The organism is Actinomadura napierensis (assembly GCF_039529375.1).
Classification (GTDB): domain Bacteria; phylum Actinomycetota; class Actinomycetes; order Streptosporangiales; family Streptosporangiaceae; genus Spirillospora; species Spirillospora napierensis.
On sequence record NZ_BAAAMR010000071.1, the window covers coordinates 1 to 18,314 of the forward strand.

The following is an 18,314-nucleotide window of genomic DNA, read 5'->3' on the forward strand; positions in this document are numbered from 1 at the left end:
CTACCGCGGGGGGAGGGGGTGTCCTCCCCGCGGCGGCCGCGGCCGGACCCGCTGCCGGACGAGCGGGGCCGGGTGGACGGGCCCCCGCCCGCCGAGGAGGGCGGCGGGCCGCCGGGGGTGCCGCCGCCCGCGCCGGGGCGAGCGCCCGGGGCGCCGCCGCCTGAGCTGCTGGAGCCGCTCCCGGAGCTGCCGGTGCCGCTGCCCGCGCCGGTCGAGCCGCCGGTGCCGCTGCCTGAGCCGGTCGAAGCGCCGGGGCCGGTGCTGCCGGTGCCTGGGGTGGGGGCGCCGCCGGTTGCTGCGGGGGCGCCGGCGGGGGTCGTGCCGCCGCCCATGGGGACGGCGCCGCTTGGGCCGCCGCTCGACGAGGACGGGCCCGGGGCGCCGCCGTCCGCGCCGGAGGGGGCTCCGCCGCTAAAGGCCGCGGGGTTGGAGCCGAGGCCGCCGCCGGACGAGCCGCCTCCGCCCGTGTAGGACGAGCCGCCGCCTCCGCCGCCTTCCGGGGCCGCCGATGCGAGGGTGGCGCCGTGGTTCGAGCCTCCGCCGCCTCCGCCGCCGGTGTCGCCGAGCAGGGTGGAGATGCGGTTCCCACCGCCGCCTCCGCCGCCATCGGAACCGCCGCCGGCGTGGGAACCCCCACCGCCGCCCGAGCCGCCTCCGTAGGAGCCGCCGCCTCCGCCGCCGGTCGCGTGCGTGCCGCCGCCACCGCCCGAGCCACCGCCCGAGCCGCCGCCTGACGATCCGCCCGAGCCGCCGCCGTCGGAACCGCCTCCGCCTCCGCCGTCGCCGACCGAGGGCGTGTGCGTCGTCGTCGGTGGGGTGATGTTCGAGGCGGGATCGGCGCCCGGCGTCGGCACCTCGAAGTCGTGCAGGCCGCCCTTCGCGCCGCCGACCGCGCCGCCGAAGGCGCCGGAAGTGGCGCCCTTGGCGACGGCGTCCCAGGTCAGCGGGTCGCCGTGGATCGCCGACGTGGCGACCGTGCCGGCCACGCCGCTGATGGCCTCGGACACGCCCTCGCGCGCCGCGCCCTTGAACATGTTGCCGAGCGGGGTGGCGGCCGCGTCCCCGACCCCGGGGATCTTGCCCGCGCCGTGCGCGATGCCGCCGGAGATGGCGCCGCCGATCGCGCCGTCGAAGGTGGCGCCGGCGGTCTTGCCCCAGTCGACGCCCTTGCGGTTGCCCTCGGCGATCTGGACGCCCTGGACGAGCAGGTCGAGCCCGCCGCCCTGCAGCGCGCCGAACGCGGCGCCCTTGAGCACGGAGGCGAGCAGCTTCTCCCCGAGCTTCTCGCTGAGCTTCTCCATCAGCTCTTTGAAGATCAGCCGCGAGGAGGTCTGGGCGGCGGCCTCCGCCACCGGGATCCCCGCGGTGGACGCGCCGAACGTCTCGAACGCCGCCGCGATCAGCATCGCGATCTCGATCGCGGTGACGATCAGCAGCGCGATGAACATGTACTTGGCGTACTCGATGTCCAGCGCGCCGGCGTCGAGGACCTCGGCGAGCTTGTTGCAGGACTCCGCCATGCTGGGCAGCAGCCGCGGGTCGGTCGTCGTCCACTGCTCGACGTTCTTCTGGAACTTCTCCGCCGCCTCGGCGTCCAGGGTGCCGCGCACGTTGTTCACGGTGCCGGTGACGTCGCCGACGAGCTCGTTGATGGAGGTGGCGGCCTGGCGCCAGGCGTCCGCGCAGCGCCGCATCGCGGTCTCGTCGCCCTCGGGCCAGTCGGAGCCGACGATCCACGACAGCCACTGGACCTCGGCGGGGATTTCCAGACCCACGGATCAGCTCACTTCAGCCTCGAGGCGTCTTCGGCCTTCTTGTATTCCTTGGCCATCTCGTCGACGCCCTTCTTGATGCCGTTCAGCCCCGTCTTGAGCTTGGGGAAGGCTTCCAGGACGCTCTTGCTGGGCTCGGCGTAGCCCTCTTCGAACTTCTGGCCGGTCTCGTCGCCGCCCCAGCACTTGCCCTCGGCCTGCAGCGCCGAGTTGAGGGTGTCGAAGATCTGCTGCAGCGTGCCGGCGTTGGTGTCGAACCCGCCGCCGGCGCGTTTGAGGGCCTCGGTGTCGACCTCGTAGCCGTCGAACGTCATTGCGGCTGGATCCCGAGGCGCTGCCGGACGGCCTCGATGTCGTCCGGCCGTTCGGGAAGCAGCTTGGCGAGGTCGAACCCGCCGCCCTGACCGGGCCCGCCCTCGGGCGCGAGGCCCTGCATCGCCTCGCGCAACTGGTCGGCGACGTCCGCCTGCGCCTTCTTCGACGCCTCCATGACGGCGTCGGCGAGCTCCTCGCTGCCGAGCCTGCGGGAGACCCGCGGGTCGAACTCCAGCGAGGTCAGCCGGCCCTGCCGGTCGACCTTGACGCGGACCATGCCGTCGGCGGCCTCGGCCGACGCCTCGACGGTCTCCAGCCGGGACTGCATGTCCTGGATCTGCCGGCGCTTCTCCTGGTAGGTCTGCAGGAGTTCGTCGATATGCGCCTGCCATTCAGCGCGCACGGGGGACCCCTCTGTTCGTCGGGAGCTGAACGAGCCCGCGACCGCGCACGATCACAGACACACAGAGAGCGATCATTATGGTGATTTCCTCGCTCATGTCGCAACCCGTTCCCTGGTGATCGCGGCCGGACGGGGAGGCGTTACCGCGGTTGTGGAACACTGCGGCGTGGCCGCGGGCGGTGCGTCCGGCGGCGCGAGCGGACGGCAGGGCGAACGGCGGAGAGGACGGCCGGACCATGCGCAGGAGACCCAGCATCTGTGACGCGTGCGTGCGTCTCCAGCAGCGGGCCAACCCCGACGCGGAGACGTCGGTGGACACCTGGATCCCGTACTGCGACGCGTTCCCCGAGCGGGTGCCGGCCGAGATCTACACCGGTGGCTTCGACCATCGCGAGCCGTTCGAGGGCGATCGCGGGATCCGGTTCGAGCTGCGGCCCGGCGGTGAGCGCGCGCTGGCCTCCTACGAGCGGGCGCAGGCCCGCAAGCGCGACGCGGCGCGGCGCGACGGCTGACCGCGCGGGGACGGGACGGGCGGCCTCCCGCCCGTCCGGCTCCCGCGCGGGAACGGTCCATCAGTCCGGCCGTTCCATCAGTTGGACCACAGCAGCGTGTTGGTGACCTCGACGCCGAGCTCGCCGGCGGTCGCGAAGACCTGGCCGGTGCGTCCGCCGGTCGGGCCGCCGGTCTTCCAGTACGACTGCGCGTAGATCACGTTGCGGCCCTGCGACCAGGTGCGCGTCCAGTACGCCGGGTTCGCGCGCGGCTGCGGGAGCCCGCTGGCGTCCGACGGGGTGAGCAGCTTCGGCCAGCCGCTCCGGTCGGTGACGCCCCGCACGCTGGCGGCCGCGGAGTCGCTGGCCAGCGTCATGATCGACACGGACGTGACGATGGTCCGGCCCGGGTTGGCGTAGACCGCCGAGTGCATGAGCCCGATGCACGGGTGCGTGCGCAGCGCGGTCAGCAGCTTGGCGTTGGCGCGGGTGGTGCACGACTCGTTCCGGGTGCCGGCCTGGGTGAAGGTGTTGCCCTTCGCCGTCCGGATCGTCCGGGACAGGACGCTCGCCGGGTCGCCGGTGCCGCCGCCTATGGACGTCCGCGGTGACGGCACGGTGGTCGTCCGGGAGGACGGGGTCAGGTAGGTCGGCGTCCGCACGGCGATCGGCGGGTCGTCGTTGTCGTCGCCGCTGAGGAGGAAGAACGCGCCGACGCCGACGACCGCGAGCACCGCGACCACGCCGATGATCAGCAGCGGCACGAGCGGGCCGCCGCCGCTGCGCCGCGGTGGCGGCGGGAAGCCCATCGGGGCGCCCGGCGGACCGGGCATCGGCGGCCCCGGCATCGGGGGGCCGGGCATCGGGGGTCCGGGCATCGGCGGACCGGGCGGGGCCGGGGGGAATCCGGACCCGCCGGGGGGCTGGCCGGGCCATTCAGGGGGGTTCATGCTCGCTCCGGGCGGATGGTACGTGGCGGGGTGCCGACTGAGGTCCGGCAAGAGTAGCGGGCAGGTAATGGTGATTTCAGGGCAGATCGCCGGTCTGAGGTCGTCTGTGCCGGTGAGACCGGTGTGCACGGTGCCCCGGCGCCTGCCCGGGTGCCGCCGCCGGGCCCGCGGCGGTGCGTGGGGCGACGGGTGTCTCGTAGGCTTGGCGGGGAGAGGGGAGGCAGGTGTCCGACTCCAGCTGGCAACAGGCGGTACTGCGCGAGATCGGCGTTTCCCGGCGGGGCCTCCAGGTCCTCGACGCGACGCCGTCCGGCCCCGCACAGGGGTCGTGGGGCGCCGACGCGCCGCCCCAGCCTGCCCAGGAACCGGCTCCCGCCCCGTCCGTCCCGCCGCAGGTGGCCCAGGCGCCGACCGCGCCGGCCGAGCGGCCGATGCAGCGGCCCGCCGCGCAGCCGGCACCGGAGGCACCGGCCCCCGTCCCCGAGGCTCCGCCGTTCCCGCAGGTCGCGCAGGCGTCGCAGAACGTCCAGGACGAACCGGCGCCGTTGCTCCCCGAACCGCCGGCGCCCGAACCGGTGCCGTCCCCGCAGGTCGCCCAGCAGCAGGCGGCGGCTCAACAGGAGGCGGCGGCCCAGCAAGCGGCCCAGCAGGCAGCCCAGTACGCGGCGCAGCAGCAGGCCTTTCAGGAGCAGGCCGCCCAGCAGCAGGCGGCGGCGCAACAGGCCGCACAGCAGGCCGCGCAGCAGGCGGCGGACGTCCCCGCCGAGCCCCAGCAGCAGGCCGACCCGCTCGTGCACTCCGACTTCGACTGGGAGGCCGCGGTCAACCCGGTCCTCGGCGCGATCCCGGCGGCCGGTGACCAGGCGGCGCAGCAGCAGGGGCAGCAGACCGGGCAGCAGGGCGCCTGGCCCGACCCGGCGGCCGCCGCGGCGCAGCAGGCCGCGGCCGGGCAGCCCGGCGCGCCCGTCCACCCGGGCCTGCCCGGCCAGCCCGCCGCCCCCGGTCCCGCGGGCGGCCAGCAGATCCCGCCCACCGACCTGGTCCGCAGGAACCAGCACCTGGACGTGCTGGCCCGCCGGGTCGGGCGCGGCGTGCTGAAGGCGGTCGGCGGCGGTGCCCGCGAGGCGCGGCTGCTGGCCGCGTTCACCGAGATGATGCAGCGGTCCGTGCCGAGCTCCCGGCAGATCGCGGTGGCGAGCGTGCGCGGCGGCGCGGGCAAGACGACGATGGCCGCGCTGATCGCGACCGAGCTGGCCCGGCACCGCGCCGACCGGGTGCTGGCCGCCGACGCCGACGCCGAGCTGGGCTCGCTGCCGCTGCGGCTCGGCGTCCGCTCGCAGCTGTCGCTGTTCGACCTCGCCGGGCAGCAGCCGCAGTCGTTCGAGGAGGCGGCGCGGTTCCTCACCCGCACCCCCGACGGCCTGTGGGTGCTGTCGTCCACGCGCGGCGGCCGGATCGCCGGCGAGTTCACGCTGGAGACGTTCGAGACGGCGCTGAGCGCGGTGAGCCGGTACGTCGCGGCGACGGTCGTCGACTGCGGCGCGGGCATCCTCACCGAGGTCAACCGCGGGGTGATCGCGGGCTCGCACGGCCTGGTGCTGGTGACGCCGGGCACGGTCGACGGGGCGCTGAGCGCGCGCGGGGCGCTGGAGTGGTTCGTCTCCAACGACCAGCAGGACGTGCTGCGCCGCACCGTGATCGCGATGGTGTCGCACGCCCCGCAGGTCGGCGCCGACCTGCAGCGCGCCCACCAGATGCTGGCCGCGTGGGGGCTGCCGGTGGTGGCGGTGCCCTACGACCGGCATCTGGCGACGGGCAGCTCGCTGGACCTCGGCCGGGTGTCGGCCGCCGCGCGGATGGCGGGGGTCCAGGTCGTGCACGAGGTGTTCGCCCGCTCGCTCGGCGCGGGGGTGGTCCGATGAGCAGCGACCTGGTCGCGCTGGTGCGCCGCCGCCCGGACGTGCACGCGGTCGCCGACGGCATGATCGCGATGGGCGAGCCGCTGGAGCTGCGCGGCGGCGAGCCGGAGCCGACCCTGCTGTACGACGCCGAGGGCCGGCTGCTGGTGGCGATCGAGGACGCGGTGCAGGTGTCGGTGCAGGGCGAGATCGGCCGGCTGCTCGGCGCCGAGTTCGCCGCCCGGGTCGTCGCGCCGGTCTGGTGGGTGGACATCCGCGCGGTCACCGACCTGCCGGACGCGCCGCGCGTCGCCCGCAAGTTCGCCGACTCGCTGGTGCACTGGCTCGGCGGCACCGTGTACCCGGACGGGGAGAGCGACGCCCCGGCGCAGAGCTGGCGGGCGTCCGGCGAGGACGGCGGCGCGGCGGCCGAGGTGCCCGGCGACCCGCGGAACGCGCCGGACGGCGCCGCCTACCAGGGCGGGGTCATCGGCGGCTGACGCGGCGGCCGAGCGGCGCCCGATAGGGCCACGTCAGGGCCAGTCGCGGGTCAGGTCGAGGTCCCACGGCACGAGGTTCCAGGGGCTGCGCCGCTCCCCGGCCAGGTGCTCGACGAGCCGGTCGTACTCGGCCTGCGCCCGTCCGCCGCCGCCCGACCACAGCAGCCGGCCCTGCAGGTAGCAGGTGGCCATGTCGTGCCAGGACGTGTAGCGGCGCTGGATGTCCAGGGCGAGCGGCAGCATCCGCTCCCAGCAGTACTCCTCGGTGAGCCAGCCCACCATGTGGCCCCACCGGTACAGCATCAACGCGCGCGCGTAGTCCCAGATGAGGAACCGGCCGACGTTGGTGCGCAGGTCAGGGTCGGCCAGGACTTCCAGCCGGTGCAGCTCCTCGCCGGCGTGGTCGCGGTCGTTGAAGAGCCGGTGCAGGAACTGGGCCAGCTCCCCGCCCTCCTCGCTGGCGTCCGCGCCCGGCTCGTCGCGCAGCAGCGGCGGGACGAGCTTGGCGTACGCGGCGCCCTCGTCCCCGTACCGGACGCGGACCAGCTCGATCAGCCGCTCGACGAACGGCGGCTCCAGCCGGTCGGCGGCGATGAGCGCGTCCACCTCGCGCAGCAGCTCGGCGTAGCGTTCCTGCAGCTCGCGCGGGCGGGCGGCGATCTCGGCGTCCATGGTGAAGTCGGCGCGGTGCCCGTCCTGGACGAGCCAGTTCACCGCGGCGAGCAGCTGCTCCAGGTCGTAGGCGCCCCACGGCTCGCGCAGCAGCTCCTGCGCGGTGCGCCGGTCGGCCGCCGCCGCGGACTCGCCGGGCGCGGCGCCGAGCCGGTCCAGCCGGAACCCGTTGATCGCGCCGTACGGGGCGCCCGCGCCGATGATCCAGCGCTGCACCGGGGTGAGGTCGCTGCCGTGGGTGAGCACGCCGGGCAGGTCCGGCGCGGAGATCAGCTCCCAGAGCCGGCGCTGGAACTCCTCGGCCTGCCGCTCCTCGCTCTCGAAGAACCCGGCGAGCTGTTTGCGCAGCGACGGGTGCCGGACGTACAGCCGGCGGAAGAACCGGCCGTTCTTCCACACCAGGTGCTCGGGGCGCAGGTCGCCGAACGGGACGCGGGTCCGCCGGTGCACCATCGCCTGCTCGGTGAAGCGCAGCTCCAGCTCGGGCCAGAGCGCGGGCAGCGGGGTGAACCGCAGCGCCAGCAGGAAGGCCAGGACGAGCGCGACCATCACGGCGCCGGGGGCGAGCGCCCACGTCGCGGCGTCCCGCAGTCCGGTCAGCGACAGTACGGCGCCGAGCAGCAGCAGCACGACGCCGGCGGCGGCGCAGGACAGGAACCAGCCGGTGGTCAGGACGAGGGAGCCCTCGATCCGCAGTACGGCCTCGTCGTCGTCGAACTCCAGCGCGCCCTCGGCGAGGGTCCCCTCGACGGCCCGCTCAAGCGCGCCGAGCTGGCCGTCGGGTCCCATGAAGGGGACCGTACCTCATCCGTTACGGGTAGATCATCGGCCGTGTGCGGCATATGCGGCGGCGAGGGCATGGAAGGCCGCTTTGGGCCACCGCGTTCCGTCCGGGGCCATCGCGACGACGCCGTAGGAGGCCATGTCGAGGTCGCGGGCGGGGTCGGCCGGGTCGTGCGGGAGGGCGAAGCCGGCGAAGGTGAACCAGAAGGCGCCGTCGACGCCCTCGGCCTCGAACACCTCCAGCAGTTCGCGCAGGTAGCGGACCTGTTCCTGCTCGTCGCGGACGTACGCGCCGGTCAGCCGCGCGGGCTCGGCGCCCCGGTCGACGATCATCCATCCGGTGCCGCCCCGGTCGCCGGCGCCCCGGTAGGTGCAGCAGCCGAACTCGGTGACGGTGACGGGCTTGCCGTGCCGGAAGTGGCCGCGCAGTTCCTCGCGGTAGCGCGCCGCGTTCCCGGCGTCGCGGTAGGCGTCCACGGACACCAGGTCGAACGGTCCCCAGTCCAGTTCCTCCCACGGGCCAGCCGCGTAGGTGACCCGGCCGCCGAACCGTTCCCGGGCGGCCGCCACCGCGCCGGCGAAGAACGCGTTGACGTGGCCCGGGACGTCGCCCATCGCGGCGTACACCTCCGGGTCGCCGGACGTGACCGCCTGGATCCGGGCGTACACGTCGTCTCCGGGGACGAAGCCCTTCGCGAACAGGCTGATCTCGCAGCCCATCACCAGCACGACCTCCGCGCCGCCGCGCCGGAGGCGCTCGGCCCGCGCGGCGCACTCGGCGAACAGCGCCGCCATCTCGCCGGTGTCCAGTTCGCACGGGAACGGCGCGAACCACACCTCCAGCCCGGCGGCGGCCGCCTCCTCGGCGGCGGCGCTCAGCCGGTCCGGGTCGCCCCCGCTGATCCGGACGGCGGTGCAGTGCAGGTCGGCGGCGATGGCGCGCATGTCGCGCCGGACGTCCGCCCGGTCGAATCCGGGGCGGCTGTTGCGGCCGCCGGGGAAGAAGCCGGTGTCGTAGTTGATGCCTCGTGCGCGCATGTCCTTGCCTTCTCCGCGGGTGCTCGCTTCGTCTTCGCCGGCGCTCAGGCGGCCATGGCCGCCGGGGTCGCGGCCTCGCGCTCCTGCGGTGCGCGCGCCTCGGCGTCCACCATCTCCTTCATCGGCTCGGACGCGCCGCCGCTCACCACGGCGCAGATGCCGATGGCGGCGACGAGCATGACGGTGCCGAGCCAGGCCATCGTCTCGACGGGGACGGTGTAGGCCCCGACGATCCGCGCGACGCATTCGGCGAGCAGCGCGCAGCCCCACAGCGCGCTGAAGCGGCGCTCCAGGCCGCGGAACCGCGCCGAGCCCGCGCGCAGCCGGTCCCACGCCGCCTCGCGGGCCGCCTCGCCCTTGGTGAGGAACGGCTTCAGCCCCGCGCTCATCAGCGGCTTCGCCCGGAACGCCGACACCAGGATCGACAGCCCGATCACGCTGCTGATCCCGGAGTCCTTGGCGATCATCAGGCGCGGGTCGCCGGCGACGAAGCCGAGCGCGATGCCCGCCGCGTTCACCGCCAGCATCAGCCCGGCGAGCCCGTTGACCGTCCGGTTCCGGACGGCGCCGCCCACGGTCCGCACGGCCGGGACCACGCTGCTCAGCGCCAGCGACGCCACCAGGTCCAGGCCGAAGCCCTTGTGGGCGAGGTAGTAGACGGCGAGCGGGACGGCCACGTCCACGGCGAACGGCGCCAGCGCCCTGGCGGCCTGCGCCCCCTCGCCGGTGCCCGGCCGCGCGGCGTGCGTCTGGTGGATCTTCATCGGGCCCTCCGTGGTGTCTCGCGTGCGGTGGTCCAAGCTTCGCGAGAACCGGGGCGGGCCCGGCAGATCCGTCCGTCCACGGCTCGGCGGGACAAATGTCACCGCGGAAGGCGGGACGCTACGACGCCGACTGGAGGTGCTGCATCAGCAGGCTGTGCCGCTGCCAGCCGTCCTGGGAACGGCCGTCGCCCAGCGGGAACATGGTCAGCGGCTGGCGCGGCGGCCCGACCTGCTGCCCGGGGATCCCGTTCGGCCCGCCGACGGCGCCCGCGACGGCCAGCGCGACCGGGGAGGGCGCGCCCGTCCAGCGCGGCTCGGTGGTGAGGTCGGCGCGGCCGGGGGTGAGCTGCACGAACAGCGACGCGACGGGCTGGTCGGCGGCGAGCGCCCCGACCAGCGACCCGAGATGCTGCAGCGGCGGCGGGTCCTCCGGGCCGTAGCCGACGGTGACGGTGCTGACCTCGGCGACGCCGCCGCCCTCGGTCGCGGTGAAGTCGCAGATCGCCTGCGCGGGGCGCGGGCCGTCGCCGACGACGAGCAGCCGGGCGGTGGAGCGGCCGCGCGCGTACTCGGTGAGCCGGTCGGGCCGCCACGGGTGCTCCAGCGGCTCGGCGGGGCCGAGCCCGGCGGGCAGCTTGCCGGTGGTCAGCTGCAGCAGCCGCTCGACGGGACCGCCGAGATGCCCGTCGGCGCCGTGCCGGATCCGGTAGACGAGGGTGAGCTGCGAGCCGATCGGGGCGGCGGGACGGGTGGTGAACCCGGCCGCGTAGTCGCGGGCCTCCGGGATCGGCACGAACGCGGCACCGCTCCACCTCATCGGGCGCCCGGTCAGGCCCTCGTAGTAGCCGTCGTCGTTGTGGACGACCCACTGCAGCTCGGCGCCGGACGCGGCGCTGCGCAGCGGCAGGGACAGCCGGGAGCCGAGCGGCGTGACCAGCTGCAGGGTGCGGCCGGTGCCGGCGCATTCGCCGAGCGCCCGGTTCAGCCAGGCGCTCAGCGCGACGACCGGCCGGTCCTGCAGCACGACCATGGCCTGGTCGGTCAGCGCGTCTACGATGCTCATCTTCACTGGAGTCTAGTCACCTCGCCGCCGGCCCCCGGGCGGGTCCGCGGCCACCGCACGGCCCCCTGGCCCGCCGCTACCGGCCGAGTTTCCCGTGACGGGGGTGACCGCTGTCCAATCTGTGCTGAAATGTTACGGATGCAGCGAGCCGCCTCACCCGCGCCGGTGTACTACAGCGCCCCATCGCCGCCGGAACCGCCGGCGCCGCGGGGGCGTCTCTGGCGCGTGCTCGGCTGGGTCTCGATCGCGATGTCGGTGATCCTGGTCGGCGGCAGCCTCACCGCGTACGGGTTCTGGCGGCGGCTGGACGGCCAGATCCACCGCGAGAACGTGAAGGACAAGCTCGGCAAGGACCGGCCCGCCAAGCTCAACGACTCCATCAACATCCTGATGATGGGCTCCGACAGCCGGCAGGGCGCCAACGCCCAGTACGGCACCGAGCAGGGCGAGCGCTCCGACACCACGATCCTGCTGCACATCTCGCCCGGCGGCGCCGGCGCGATCGGCATCAGCTTCCCGCGCGACTCGATGGTCGACGTCCCGAGCTGCAAGCGCAAGAACGGCTCCACCATCCCCGCCTACTTCGGCATGCTGAACTCGGCGTTCTCCAACGCTGGCCCGTCCTGCACCTGGCGCACCATCGAGTCGATGACCAAGATCCACATCGACCACTTCGTCGAGGTCGACTTCGCCGGCTTCAAGCAGGTCGTGGACGCCCTCGGCGGCGTGGAGATCTGCGTCGACAAGCCCGTCAACGACCCGAAGGCCGAACTGCACCTCAAGGCGGGCAGGCAGACCGTGCACGGCGACCAGGCGCTCGGCTACGTGCGCACCCGCTACGTGCTGGGCAACGGCTCCGACCTCGACCGGATCAAGCGGCAGCAGGCGTTCATGGCCTCGGTCGTCAAGAAGGCCACCGACAAGGGGATGCTGACCGACCCGGGCCGCACCTACAACTTCCTGTCCGCCGCCACCAAGTCGATCCACGCCGACGACGAGCTCACGCTTTCGGTGATGCAGAAGCTCGCGAGCGGCCTGCGCGGGATGAGCGCGGGCAAGGTCCGGTTCGTCACGGTGCCGACGATGGCGTACCCGAAGGACAAGAACCGGGTCCAGTTCAACCAGCAGCTCGCCGAGCCGCTCTTCCAGGCCATCCGCGAGGACAACACCCCGCCCGAGCCCGCCCCGACCCCGGTGCCCGCGCAGCAGAAGGTGCAGCCCGTCCCGCCCGCCCAGGTCAGGATCGGCGTCTTCAACGGCACCGGCGAGCACGGCCTCGCCCAGCGGACCGCCGACGCGCTCACCGAGCGCGGCTTCAAGGTCGTCAAGGTCGGCACCGTCAAGTCGGCGTCCAAGACCAAGATCCTCTACGGGAAGGGCGCCGAGGGGCAGGCCGCGCGGACGGCGCTGGCGGTCCCCGGCCACCCGTCGGCCGCCTGGTCCAAGGCGAAGGCCGGCTACGTCTACCTGGTCATCGGCAAGGACGGCGCGAAGCTGAGCGGCGGCGGCGCGGCCGTGCCGAAGGTGGCCGGCGAGATCCGCGCCGACCGCGACATATGCGCGCAGACCTGAGTCGGACACCCCGGAGCGGGCTCTCCAGGACCGGGTCGGGCACGTTCCATCGTCATCAGTTCCACCACACCGGTATCTTGGCGACGCGCAACCATCAACCACACTAAAGCGTCACATGAAGGGCGACGTTTCCGATCATCGCCCCGTCCCTGTCCCTCTCACCGACCCGCCCCCCGCCCGACCCCAGCACCCCCGAGGAGCCGCTCCCGGGCCACGCCCCCGCCGCGGCTCGCGCTCCGACGGCCGCCACGGCCCCACCCGGAAACGGACCGATGCAGCCCGAACCCTTCACCCTTCTGATGACCGTCTACGGCGGTGACCGGGAAGAGTACGTCCGGGACGCCTTCCGCAGCGCGGTCGACGACCAGACGCTCCGCCCCGACCAGGTGGTGCTGGTCCAGGACGGCCCGGTCCCGCCGGAGATCGCCGTGGCGCTGAAGGAGATCGTGGCGACCAGCCCGGTCGAGGTGACGTTCGTCCACCTGGAGGTCAACCGGGGCCTCGGCCCGGCCCTGGACGCGGGACTGCAGGCCGCCCGGCACGACATCGTCGCGCGGATGGACGCCGACGACATCGCGATGCCGCACCGCTTCGAGCTGCAGGTCCCGCTGGTGCGGCAGGGCGCGGAACTGGTCGGCGCGGGGCTGCTGGAGTTCGGCCGGGACACCGGCGACGTCGTCGGCCGCCGCATCCCGCCGAGCGACCCCGGCGACATCGTCCGCTACTCGCGGCTGCACGACCCGTTCAACCATCCGACGGTCGTCTACCGGCGCAGCGCCGTCATCGCCGCCGGCGGCTACGGCGACCTGCCGCTGATGGAGGACTACTGGCTGTTCGTCCGGATGATCGCCGCCGGCGCCCGCCTGGTGAACGTCGCCGAACCCCTCGTCTACTACCGCGTCGGCGACGGCGCCTACCACCGGCGCGGCGGCCGCGAGCTGCTCCAGTCGGAACTGCGGCTGCAGCGCGAGATGCTCGCGGAGGGCTTCATCTCGCGGCGCCAGTACGTGCGCAACGTCATCGTCCGGGGCGGATACCGCCTCGTGCCCACCCCGATCCGGCGCCCGTTCTACCGGATGCTCGTCGCCCCGTACGGCGCCCGCCGCAACGCGGCGAAGGCGGCCGAGGCCGCCGAGGCGGCCGCCGCGAACGCCGCGGCCCGGCTGCCCAGCATGCCCGTCCCCGACCCGGAGGTGACGCTCCGCGACCCGGTCGCGTCCGGCTCCGACCCGACGATGACGGTCCCCGACGGGCCGAGGTACCGGCCGCGGCACGCGCGTCCCGACGACGACGTCCAGACGGGTTACGACATCTGGCCCGCCTACGGCGCGCAGGACCCGACGACCGCCGACCCGAGGGAAGGCTGACCGCACCGCCTCGGTAAGGAGCGCGCCGAGACCGGGACCCGCGCGGGCCCCGGTCGTCACCGCCCCCGCCTCCGCACTTCCACGGGACGAGGCCGGCCTCCTACGGAACGGGACGGCTCCACAGGACGGGCTGCTCACCGCTCTGGGCGACGGTGTCACCGACGCCGAGCAGGGAGTTCCCGGCCACGCCCAGCCCGGTGATCCGCTGGTCGCCCTCGCCCGAGAGCCCCTTGCCGGACGGGGTCGTCGCCTTCCACGACGAGCCGTCCGCCGACGTCCACGACACCACGTCCGTCGCGCCCGGCTCGCCGGTCGTCCCGGTGGCGGCGAAGCCCTTCGGCGTGGCCGTGAGGGCCGTCACCGTGAGGTTCGTCCCGCCGCCGGGCGCGGGCAGCGGCCGCCAGGTCCGGCCCGAGTCGGCCGACACGTAACCGAGCCAGCCCAGCCCCTTCCCGGTCGCCGCGATCCCGGTGGCGACGACCGTGGTGCCCTTGACCGCGACGTGGGTGAAGTGCCCCTCCTGCACGCCGCCGGGAAGCTGGAGCTCCTGCAGCGTCCACTGCTTGCCGTCCGGCGAGGTCCACACGTTCGGACGGTTGCCGCTACCGCCGTGGCCGCCTCCGACGGCGATGTAGCCCGAGGAGCCGGCGGCGACGTCCAGCATCCAGTGGCCGGCTCCCGCCCGGCCCTCCAGGGCGTTCGGGGCGGCGCTCCTGCCGCGCTCCCAGTTCTTCAGGTCCGCGGAGAACCAGGTCGCCGCCGACGGGCCCTCGGTGCCGACGATCACGTACCCCGCCGGGCCGCTCGCGGCGGCGGCCGTGACCGGCACCCCGTTCTTGTTCGCGGCGAACGGGGCGGCGGCGTCGGCGGCCCGCCAGGCCGCCCCGTCCGCCGAGGTGACGACGAGCGGGCGGCGCGGCGACGCCTGGTCGTAGCCGACCGCCAGCCAGCCGGCCTTCCCGTCGGTCACGTCGGTGAGACGCTGCGGTCCGGGCCGGGTGAACGCCGCCCCGAGCCCCTGTGCCTCCCGCCAGGAGGCGCCGTCCTTGGACGTCCAGACGTCGGCGTCGCCGGACGCGCTGCCCACGGCGACGGTGAGGCCGCCGGCCGCGCTGACGTCCTGCACCGTGTGGTCGGGCCGGAGAGCGCCGGGCACCTTCGTCAGATCGACCGGGATCGCGGTGCCGCGCGCGTCCCAGACGCTCAGCAGCGGGTCGGTGTCGCCGCCGCCGGGCTCGCTGCCGACGACCACCGTCTGCTCGCCGGCCAGCGCCGCCGCCGTGAGCCTGCGCCCGGCCTTGGACTCCGACGTCCCCGCGTCCTGCCAGCTCCGCCCGTCCGCGCTCCGCGACACCAGCACGTCGCGGCCGCGGACGACGACGGCCGCGTAGCCCCGCTCGTCGACCAGCAGCTGGCTGGTCCGCCGGTAGCCGCTCGTGCTCAGCGTGCCGGCCTTGGTCCAGCTGCCGCCGTCCTTGGAGACGAACGCCTGGCCGGCCGGCGCGCCGGACGCCGTGACCTCGCGCACCGCGACGAAGCCGGCCGGGCCGCCGCCGATCACCAGGCCGCGGCTGCCCTTCGGCACCGGAACCTCCGAGACCGCCCACGTCCGGCCGCCGTCCTCGGAACGCCAGACCTTGCGGTAGGGGCCCTGCTTGCCGCCCTTGGGGGTGATGAGCGCCTCCAGCAGGATCACCTTGCCGCCGGCGGCCGCCTCGACCAGCGAGAACTTCGCGTTCTCGACGTCGAGGCCGATCTGGTCGGCCGCGCGGGCCTCCCAGCGGCGCCCGTCAGCGGACAGCCAGACGACCGGGACCGCGTCGCTGAAGTCGCCCTTCTGGCTCCGCTCGCCTATCGCCAGGAAACCGGAGTCGGTGCCGACGATCCGCTGCACGCGGCTGTGCCGCCCGAAGACGTCCCCGACGGGGTCGGGCTGCCTGGTCCAGGCGCGCCCGTCGGTGCTCGTCCAGACGGCGCCGCCGCCGGCCCGGGTGCCGACGGCGACCCAGCCGTGCGACGAGCCGCCGACCGCGGCGGGTACGTCGCCCGGTGCGGGAACGGCGTCGCCGGTGCCCTTGAGCGCGGCGGGCTTGAACGTGCGTCCGCCGTCGGCGGAGACCAGGAAGAGGCCGCGCGCGCTTGCCTGATCGGACTCGCCGCCGACCGCGACGACGGTCGACCCGACGGCCGCGACACCGGTGATCTGCTGGTCGCGGCCGTCGGTCTGGGCCGAACGGTTCACCGGGAACAGCGCACCCGCCAGCTTGGCGCCGCCGCCGTCGCCGGCGTCCGCGTCATCGCTCCCGCCGACCAGCCGTGGCACGAGCACGACGCCGCCGCCGACCAGCGCCGCCACGGCGACCGCGGCGACGCCGATGAGCAGCGGCTTCTTGAGGTTTCTGCGGGTCCGGTCGCGCTTGCCGCCCTGCGCGGGCGTGCGCCACGGCTCGTCGATCACCGGCGGGGGCGCGACGGGCTGCACGCCGTTCGACGGGTGGGGGAGCGCGGGTGACGGCACGCCCGGGATGTCCTGCGCGTACGGGAAGGGTTCCGGGGCGGCCGGCGCGGGCGGGCCGTCCGGGATCTCCTGCGCGTACGGGAACGGTTCGGGTGCGGGCGCCGCGGGCGACGGTACGCCCGGGATCTGCTGCGCCCAGGGGAACGGTTCGGGTGCGGGCGGCTGCGGACCCGGCTGCGGCGGCGCGGGCTGGGCCGGCGCGTGTGGCGTCGGCGGCAGCGCGGCCTGCGGGTTGCCGGGCATCTCCTGCGCCCACGGGAACGGCTCCGGCGCGGGCGCCGGCGGCGTGCCGGGGATGTTCTGAGCAAACGGGAACGGCTCGGGTGCAGGCGCGGGCGGCGTGCCGGGGATGTCCTGGGCGAAGGGGAACGGCGCGGGCGGCTGCGGGGACGGCGCGGGGGGCTGCGGAGCGGGCGGCGGCTGCTGCTGCTGCTGCACGGGAGGCTGGACGGGCGGCTGCGCCGGCGCTTGGGGCCGGTGGGCGGCGGGGCGCTCGACGCGGGTGACGTCCGCGTCGTCATCGTCGTCGTCGGCGCTCCCGAGCCAGTCGGAGGCGTCCAGGATGGTCCGGTCGCCCACCGCGCCGCCGGGGGGCTCGGCGCCGGGCGCGCCGGGGAACGGCGGCAGCGCCGGGCGCGCGGACTCGCCGCCCGCGCCGGGGGCCTGGCCGCCCGGCGAGAACACCTGCGTGCGCATGGTGCCGCTGATGTCGATGTCGCTGATCGTCCGGTCGGACTCGTCGTCCGGCGGCTCGGGAAGCGGCTCGCCGAACGGCGGCGGCTGGACGGCCGGCTCCGGCAGCGGCGGCGCGGCGCCGGACGGCCCGGTCCCGCCGGGCTCGTTCAGCCACTGCGGAGGCGGCGGCGCCTGCCCGGGCCGCCCGGCTTCGGGACGCTCGACCCCGCCCTCACCGGGACCGTGGTCGCCATCCTGCTTTCCGGTCGAAGTCACGCCCGCACTCCCAGCCTCAGGTCCCGTACACGTCGCCCGCGTGTCCGATGGTCGTGAGCGATGATAATGGCGCATTCGCGCCGAGGGTCCGTGTTGCGGACCCCGGCCGCCGTCATCCGGCCTTCAGCCGCCCGTTCATCCACCTCATGATCTCGGGCGTCAGCCGGGTGAAGGTGCCGAAGTTGTGGCCGCCGTCGGACGGGAACAGGGTGTCCACCCGCAGCGGCGGCTTCGCCAGCTTGATGAACTGCTGCGCCTGCCGGTACCCCTTCTCGACCTTGCTGGAGGCCAGCAGGACGGAGGTGGGCGGGGGCGGCAGGTGCTGGGCCCGCCACAACAGGTCGTTGTCGTTGCGGACGGCCGCGCTGCCCCCGTAGAGCTCGCCGGTCGTCGCGTCCTTGATCGCGTGCAGGTAGCCGCCGAGCGAGGCCCCCGCGACGAACCGGTCCGAGTGCATCATGGCGAGCTTGACGGCGCAGTAGCCGCCGGTCGACTGGCCGATCACGCCCCAGCCGCGCTCGTCGGCCGACAGCCGGTAGGTCGCGCTCAGTGCCTTCGGCACGTCCTGGGCGAAGAACGCCAGGGACTGCGGCCCGCTCGGCACGTCGGTGCACTCGGTGTCGCGGGGCGGGGCGACCATCGTCCGGGTGATGACGTAGACCGTCGGCTGGATCGTTCCGTTGCGCATGTCCTTCGCGGCGAGCTTCACCATCGCCTGCCGCTCGATGATGCCGCGCGGGTCGCCCGGGTACCCGGCGAGGACGAGCGCCACCGGGAACCTGCGGTCCTTGAACTGCGGCTGGAAGTACTGCGGCGGCAGGTACACGAAGGCCTGCACCTGCAGGCCCGTGCGCGCGCCGTGGATCGTCGTCTGCTCCAGCTGCCCGTCACGGGACGGGTCGTGCAGGCCCTGCTTCACCGACAGCGGCGAGACGGTGTGCGGCAGCGGGCCGCCGGCCCAGGCGCCCGCGCCGGCCTTGAGGCTCTGCACGGCGACCGGCCCGTCCAGCCGCCCGAACAGGTCGTTCCAGCTCGCGTAGAAGACGAAGTAGGCGTTCATCCCCGTGACGAGGGCCAGCGTGATGAACAGCTGGCAGCCGGCCAGCAGCCCGGCCCGAGCGGCCTGTGCGCCGAACCCGCGGCCGCCGATCCTCGGCAGCGCCCACAGCGTCCCCGCCAGCGCCGCCACGGCGAGCAGGCAGACGAGGACGACGAAGGCCGTGCTGGTCAGCTGCATGGAACGTGTTCCCCCCTCGT

Annotated in this window: 15 protein-coding genes; 5 read left to right on the forward strand and 10 right to left on the reverse strand. The window is 74.7% G+C overall.

What is annotated here, in order from left to right; translation table 11 throughout:
- The 3 genes from ABD296_RS32255 to ABD296_RS32265 form a co-directional block, all read right to left on the reverse strand.
- Window positions 1-1,775: WXG100-like domain-containing protein (locus ABD296_RS32255; RefSeq protein ID WP_455363869.1), on the reverse strand; the 1,775-nt coding region annotated here is incomplete at its 3' end.
- Between the two features lie 8 nt (window positions 1,776-1,783).
- The gene (locus ABD296_RS32260; protein ID WP_344275850.1) at window positions 1,784-2,086 is read right to left on the reverse strand and encodes a WXG100 family type VII secretion target; all 303 of its coding nucleotides are present in this window, start codon (window positions 2,084-2,086) and stop codon (window positions 1,784-1,786) included.
- Complete coding sequence (locus ABD296_RS32265) at window positions 2,083-2,490, reverse strand: YbaB/EbfC family nucleoid-associated protein (RefSeq protein WP_344275852.1); 408 nt, start codon at window positions 2,488-2,490, stop codon at window positions 2,083-2,085. The genes ABD296_RS32260 and ABD296_RS32265 overlap by 4 nt, the downstream gene beginning before the upstream one ends.
- Window positions 2,491-2,726: 236 nt before the next feature.
- Here ABD296_RS32265 and ABD296_RS32270 point away from each other — a divergent pair, with 236 nt between their 5' ends.
- The gene (locus tag ABD296_RS32270; RefSeq protein ID WP_344275854.1) at window positions 2,727-3,002 is read left to right on the forward strand and encodes a hypothetical protein; all 276 of its coding nucleotides are present in this window, start codon (window positions 2,727-2,729) and stop codon (window positions 3,000-3,002) included.
- A 77-nt stretch (window positions 3,003-3,079) separates the two neighbouring features.
- Here ABD296_RS32270 and ABD296_RS32275 read toward each other — a convergent pair whose 3' ends face one another.
- Entirely contained in the window at window positions 3,080-3,814 is a 735-nt protein-coding gene (locus ABD296_RS32275) for a hypothetical protein (RefSeq protein ID WP_344275856.1), read from the reverse strand.
- A 341-nt stretch (window positions 3,815-4,155) separates the two neighbouring features.
- On the opposite strand from ABD296_RS32275, the gene ABD296_RS32280 reads away from it, so the two are divergent.
- On the forward strand, window positions 4,156-5,853 hold the full coding sequence (locus ABD296_RS32280) for a MinD/ParA family protein (protein WP_344275858.1): 1,698 nt from the start codon (window positions 4,156-4,158) through the stop codon (window positions 5,851-5,853).
- The gene (locus ABD296_RS32285; protein ID WP_344275860.1) at window positions 5,850-6,329 is read left to right on the forward strand and encodes a hypothetical protein; all 480 of its coding nucleotides are present in this window, start codon (window positions 5,850-5,852) and stop codon (window positions 6,327-6,329) included. The genes ABD296_RS32280 and ABD296_RS32285 overlap by 4 nt, the downstream gene beginning before the upstream one ends.
- A gap of 33 nt (window positions 6,330-6,362) precedes the next feature.
- On the opposite strand, the gene ABD296_RS32290 is transcribed toward ABD296_RS32285, so the two are convergent.
- From ABD296_RS32290 to ABD296_RS32305, 4 genes are all read right to left on the reverse strand, one after another.
- Entirely contained in the window at window positions 6,363-7,790 is a 1,428-nt protein-coding gene (locus ABD296_RS32290; RefSeq protein ID WP_344275862.1) for a DUF1266 domain-containing protein, read from the reverse strand.
- 33 nt (window positions 7,791-7,823) lie between these two features.
- Window positions 7,824-8,822, reverse strand: coding sequence for a hypothetical protein (locus ABD296_RS32295; protein WP_344275864.1), 999 nt, complete (start codon window positions 8,820-8,822; stop codon window positions 7,824-7,826).
- Window positions 8,823-8,866: 44 nt separating this feature from the next.
- A complete protein-coding gene (locus ABD296_RS32300; RefSeq protein WP_344275866.1) occupies window positions 8,867-9,586 on the reverse strand; it encodes a VC0807 family protein in 720 nt (239 codons plus the stop codon).
- A 118-nt stretch (window positions 9,587-9,704) separates the two neighbouring features.
- Window positions 9,705-10,649 carry a DUF6177 family protein gene (locus ABD296_RS32305; RefSeq protein ID WP_344275868.1) on the reverse strand — a complete coding sequence of 315 codons (945 nt, stop codon included), beginning with the start codon at window positions 10,647-10,649 and terminating at the stop codon, window positions 9,705-9,707.
- Window positions 10,650-10,787: 138 nt separating this feature from the next.
- Between ABD296_RS32305 and ABD296_RS32310 the strand changes: the two genes are divergently transcribed.
- Window positions 10,788-12,221 carry an LCP family protein gene (locus ABD296_RS32310; RefSeq protein ID WP_344275871.1) on the forward strand — a complete coding sequence of 478 codons (1,434 nt, stop codon included), beginning with the start codon at window positions 10,788-10,790 and terminating at the stop codon, window positions 12,219-12,221.
- 272 nt (window positions 12,222-12,493) lie between these two features.
- Entirely contained in the window at window positions 12,494-13,588 is a 1,095-nt protein-coding gene (locus tag ABD296_RS32315) for a glycosyltransferase (protein ID WP_344275873.1), read from the forward strand.
- Between the two features lie 100 nt (window positions 13,589-13,688).
- Here ABD296_RS32315 and ABD296_RS32320 read toward each other — a convergent pair whose 3' ends face one another.
- Together ABD296_RS32320 and ABD296_RS32325 are read right to left on the reverse strand one after the other, a co-directional pair.
- Complete coding sequence (locus ABD296_RS32320) at window positions 13,689-17,057, reverse strand: WD40/YVTN/BNR-like repeat-containing protein (RefSeq protein ID WP_344275875.1); 3,369 nt, start codon at window positions 17,055-17,057, stop codon at window positions 13,689-13,691.
- Between the two features lie 112 nt (window positions 17,058-17,169).
- On the reverse strand, window positions 17,170-18,294 hold the full coding sequence (locus ABD296_RS32325) for an alpha/beta hydrolase (RefSeq protein ID WP_344275879.1): 1,125 nt from the start codon (window positions 18,292-18,294) through the stop codon (window positions 17,170-17,172).
- Between the last annotated feature and the right edge of the window lie 20 nt (window positions 18,295-18,314).

Bases quoted from the DNA above. Each gene is read 5' to 3' on its own strand.
- ABD296_RS32260 (WP_344275850.1), bottom strand. From the start codon at position 2,086: ATGACGTTCGACGGCTACGAGGTCGACACCGAGGCCCTCAAACGCGCC.
- ABD296_RS32270 (WP_344275854.1), top strand. From the start codon at position 2,727: ATGCGCAGGAGACCCAGCATCTGTGACGCGTGCGTGCGTCTCCAGCAG.
- ABD296_RS32275 (WP_344275856.1), bottom strand. From the start codon at position 3,814: ATGCCCGGTCCGCCGGGCGCCCCGATGGGCTTCCCGCCGCCACCGCGG.
- ABD296_RS32285 (WP_344275860.1), top strand. From the start codon at position 5,850: ATGAGCAGCGACCTGGTCGCGCTGGTGCGCCGCCGCCCGGACGTGCAC.
- ABD296_RS32290 (WP_344275862.1), bottom strand. From the start codon at position 7,790: ATGGGACCCGACGGCCAGCTCGGCGCGCTTGAGCGGGCCGTCGAGGGG.
- ABD296_RS32295 (WP_344275864.1), bottom strand. From the start codon at position 8,822: ATGCGCGCACGAGGCATCAACTACGACACCGGCTTCTTCCCCGGCGGC.
- ABD296_RS32300 (WP_344275866.1), bottom strand. From the start codon at position 9,586: ATGAAGATCCACCAGACGCACGCCGCGCGGCCGGGCACCGGCGAGGGG.
- ABD296_RS32305 (WP_344275868.1), bottom strand. From the start codon at position 10,649: ATGAGCATCGTAGACGCGCTGACCGACCAGGCCATGGTCGTGCTGCAG.
- ABD296_RS32310 (WP_344275871.1), top strand. From the start codon at position 10,788: ATGCAGCGAGCCGCCTCACCCGCGCCGGTGTACTACAGCGCCCCATCG.
- ABD296_RS32315 (WP_344275873.1), top strand. From the start codon at position 12,494: ATGCAGCCCGAACCCTTCACCCTTCTGATGACCGTCTACGGCGGTGAC.
- ABD296_RS32325 (WP_344275879.1), bottom strand. From the start codon at position 18,294: ATGCAGCTGACCAGCACGGCCTTCGTCGTCCTCGTCTGCCTGCTCGCC.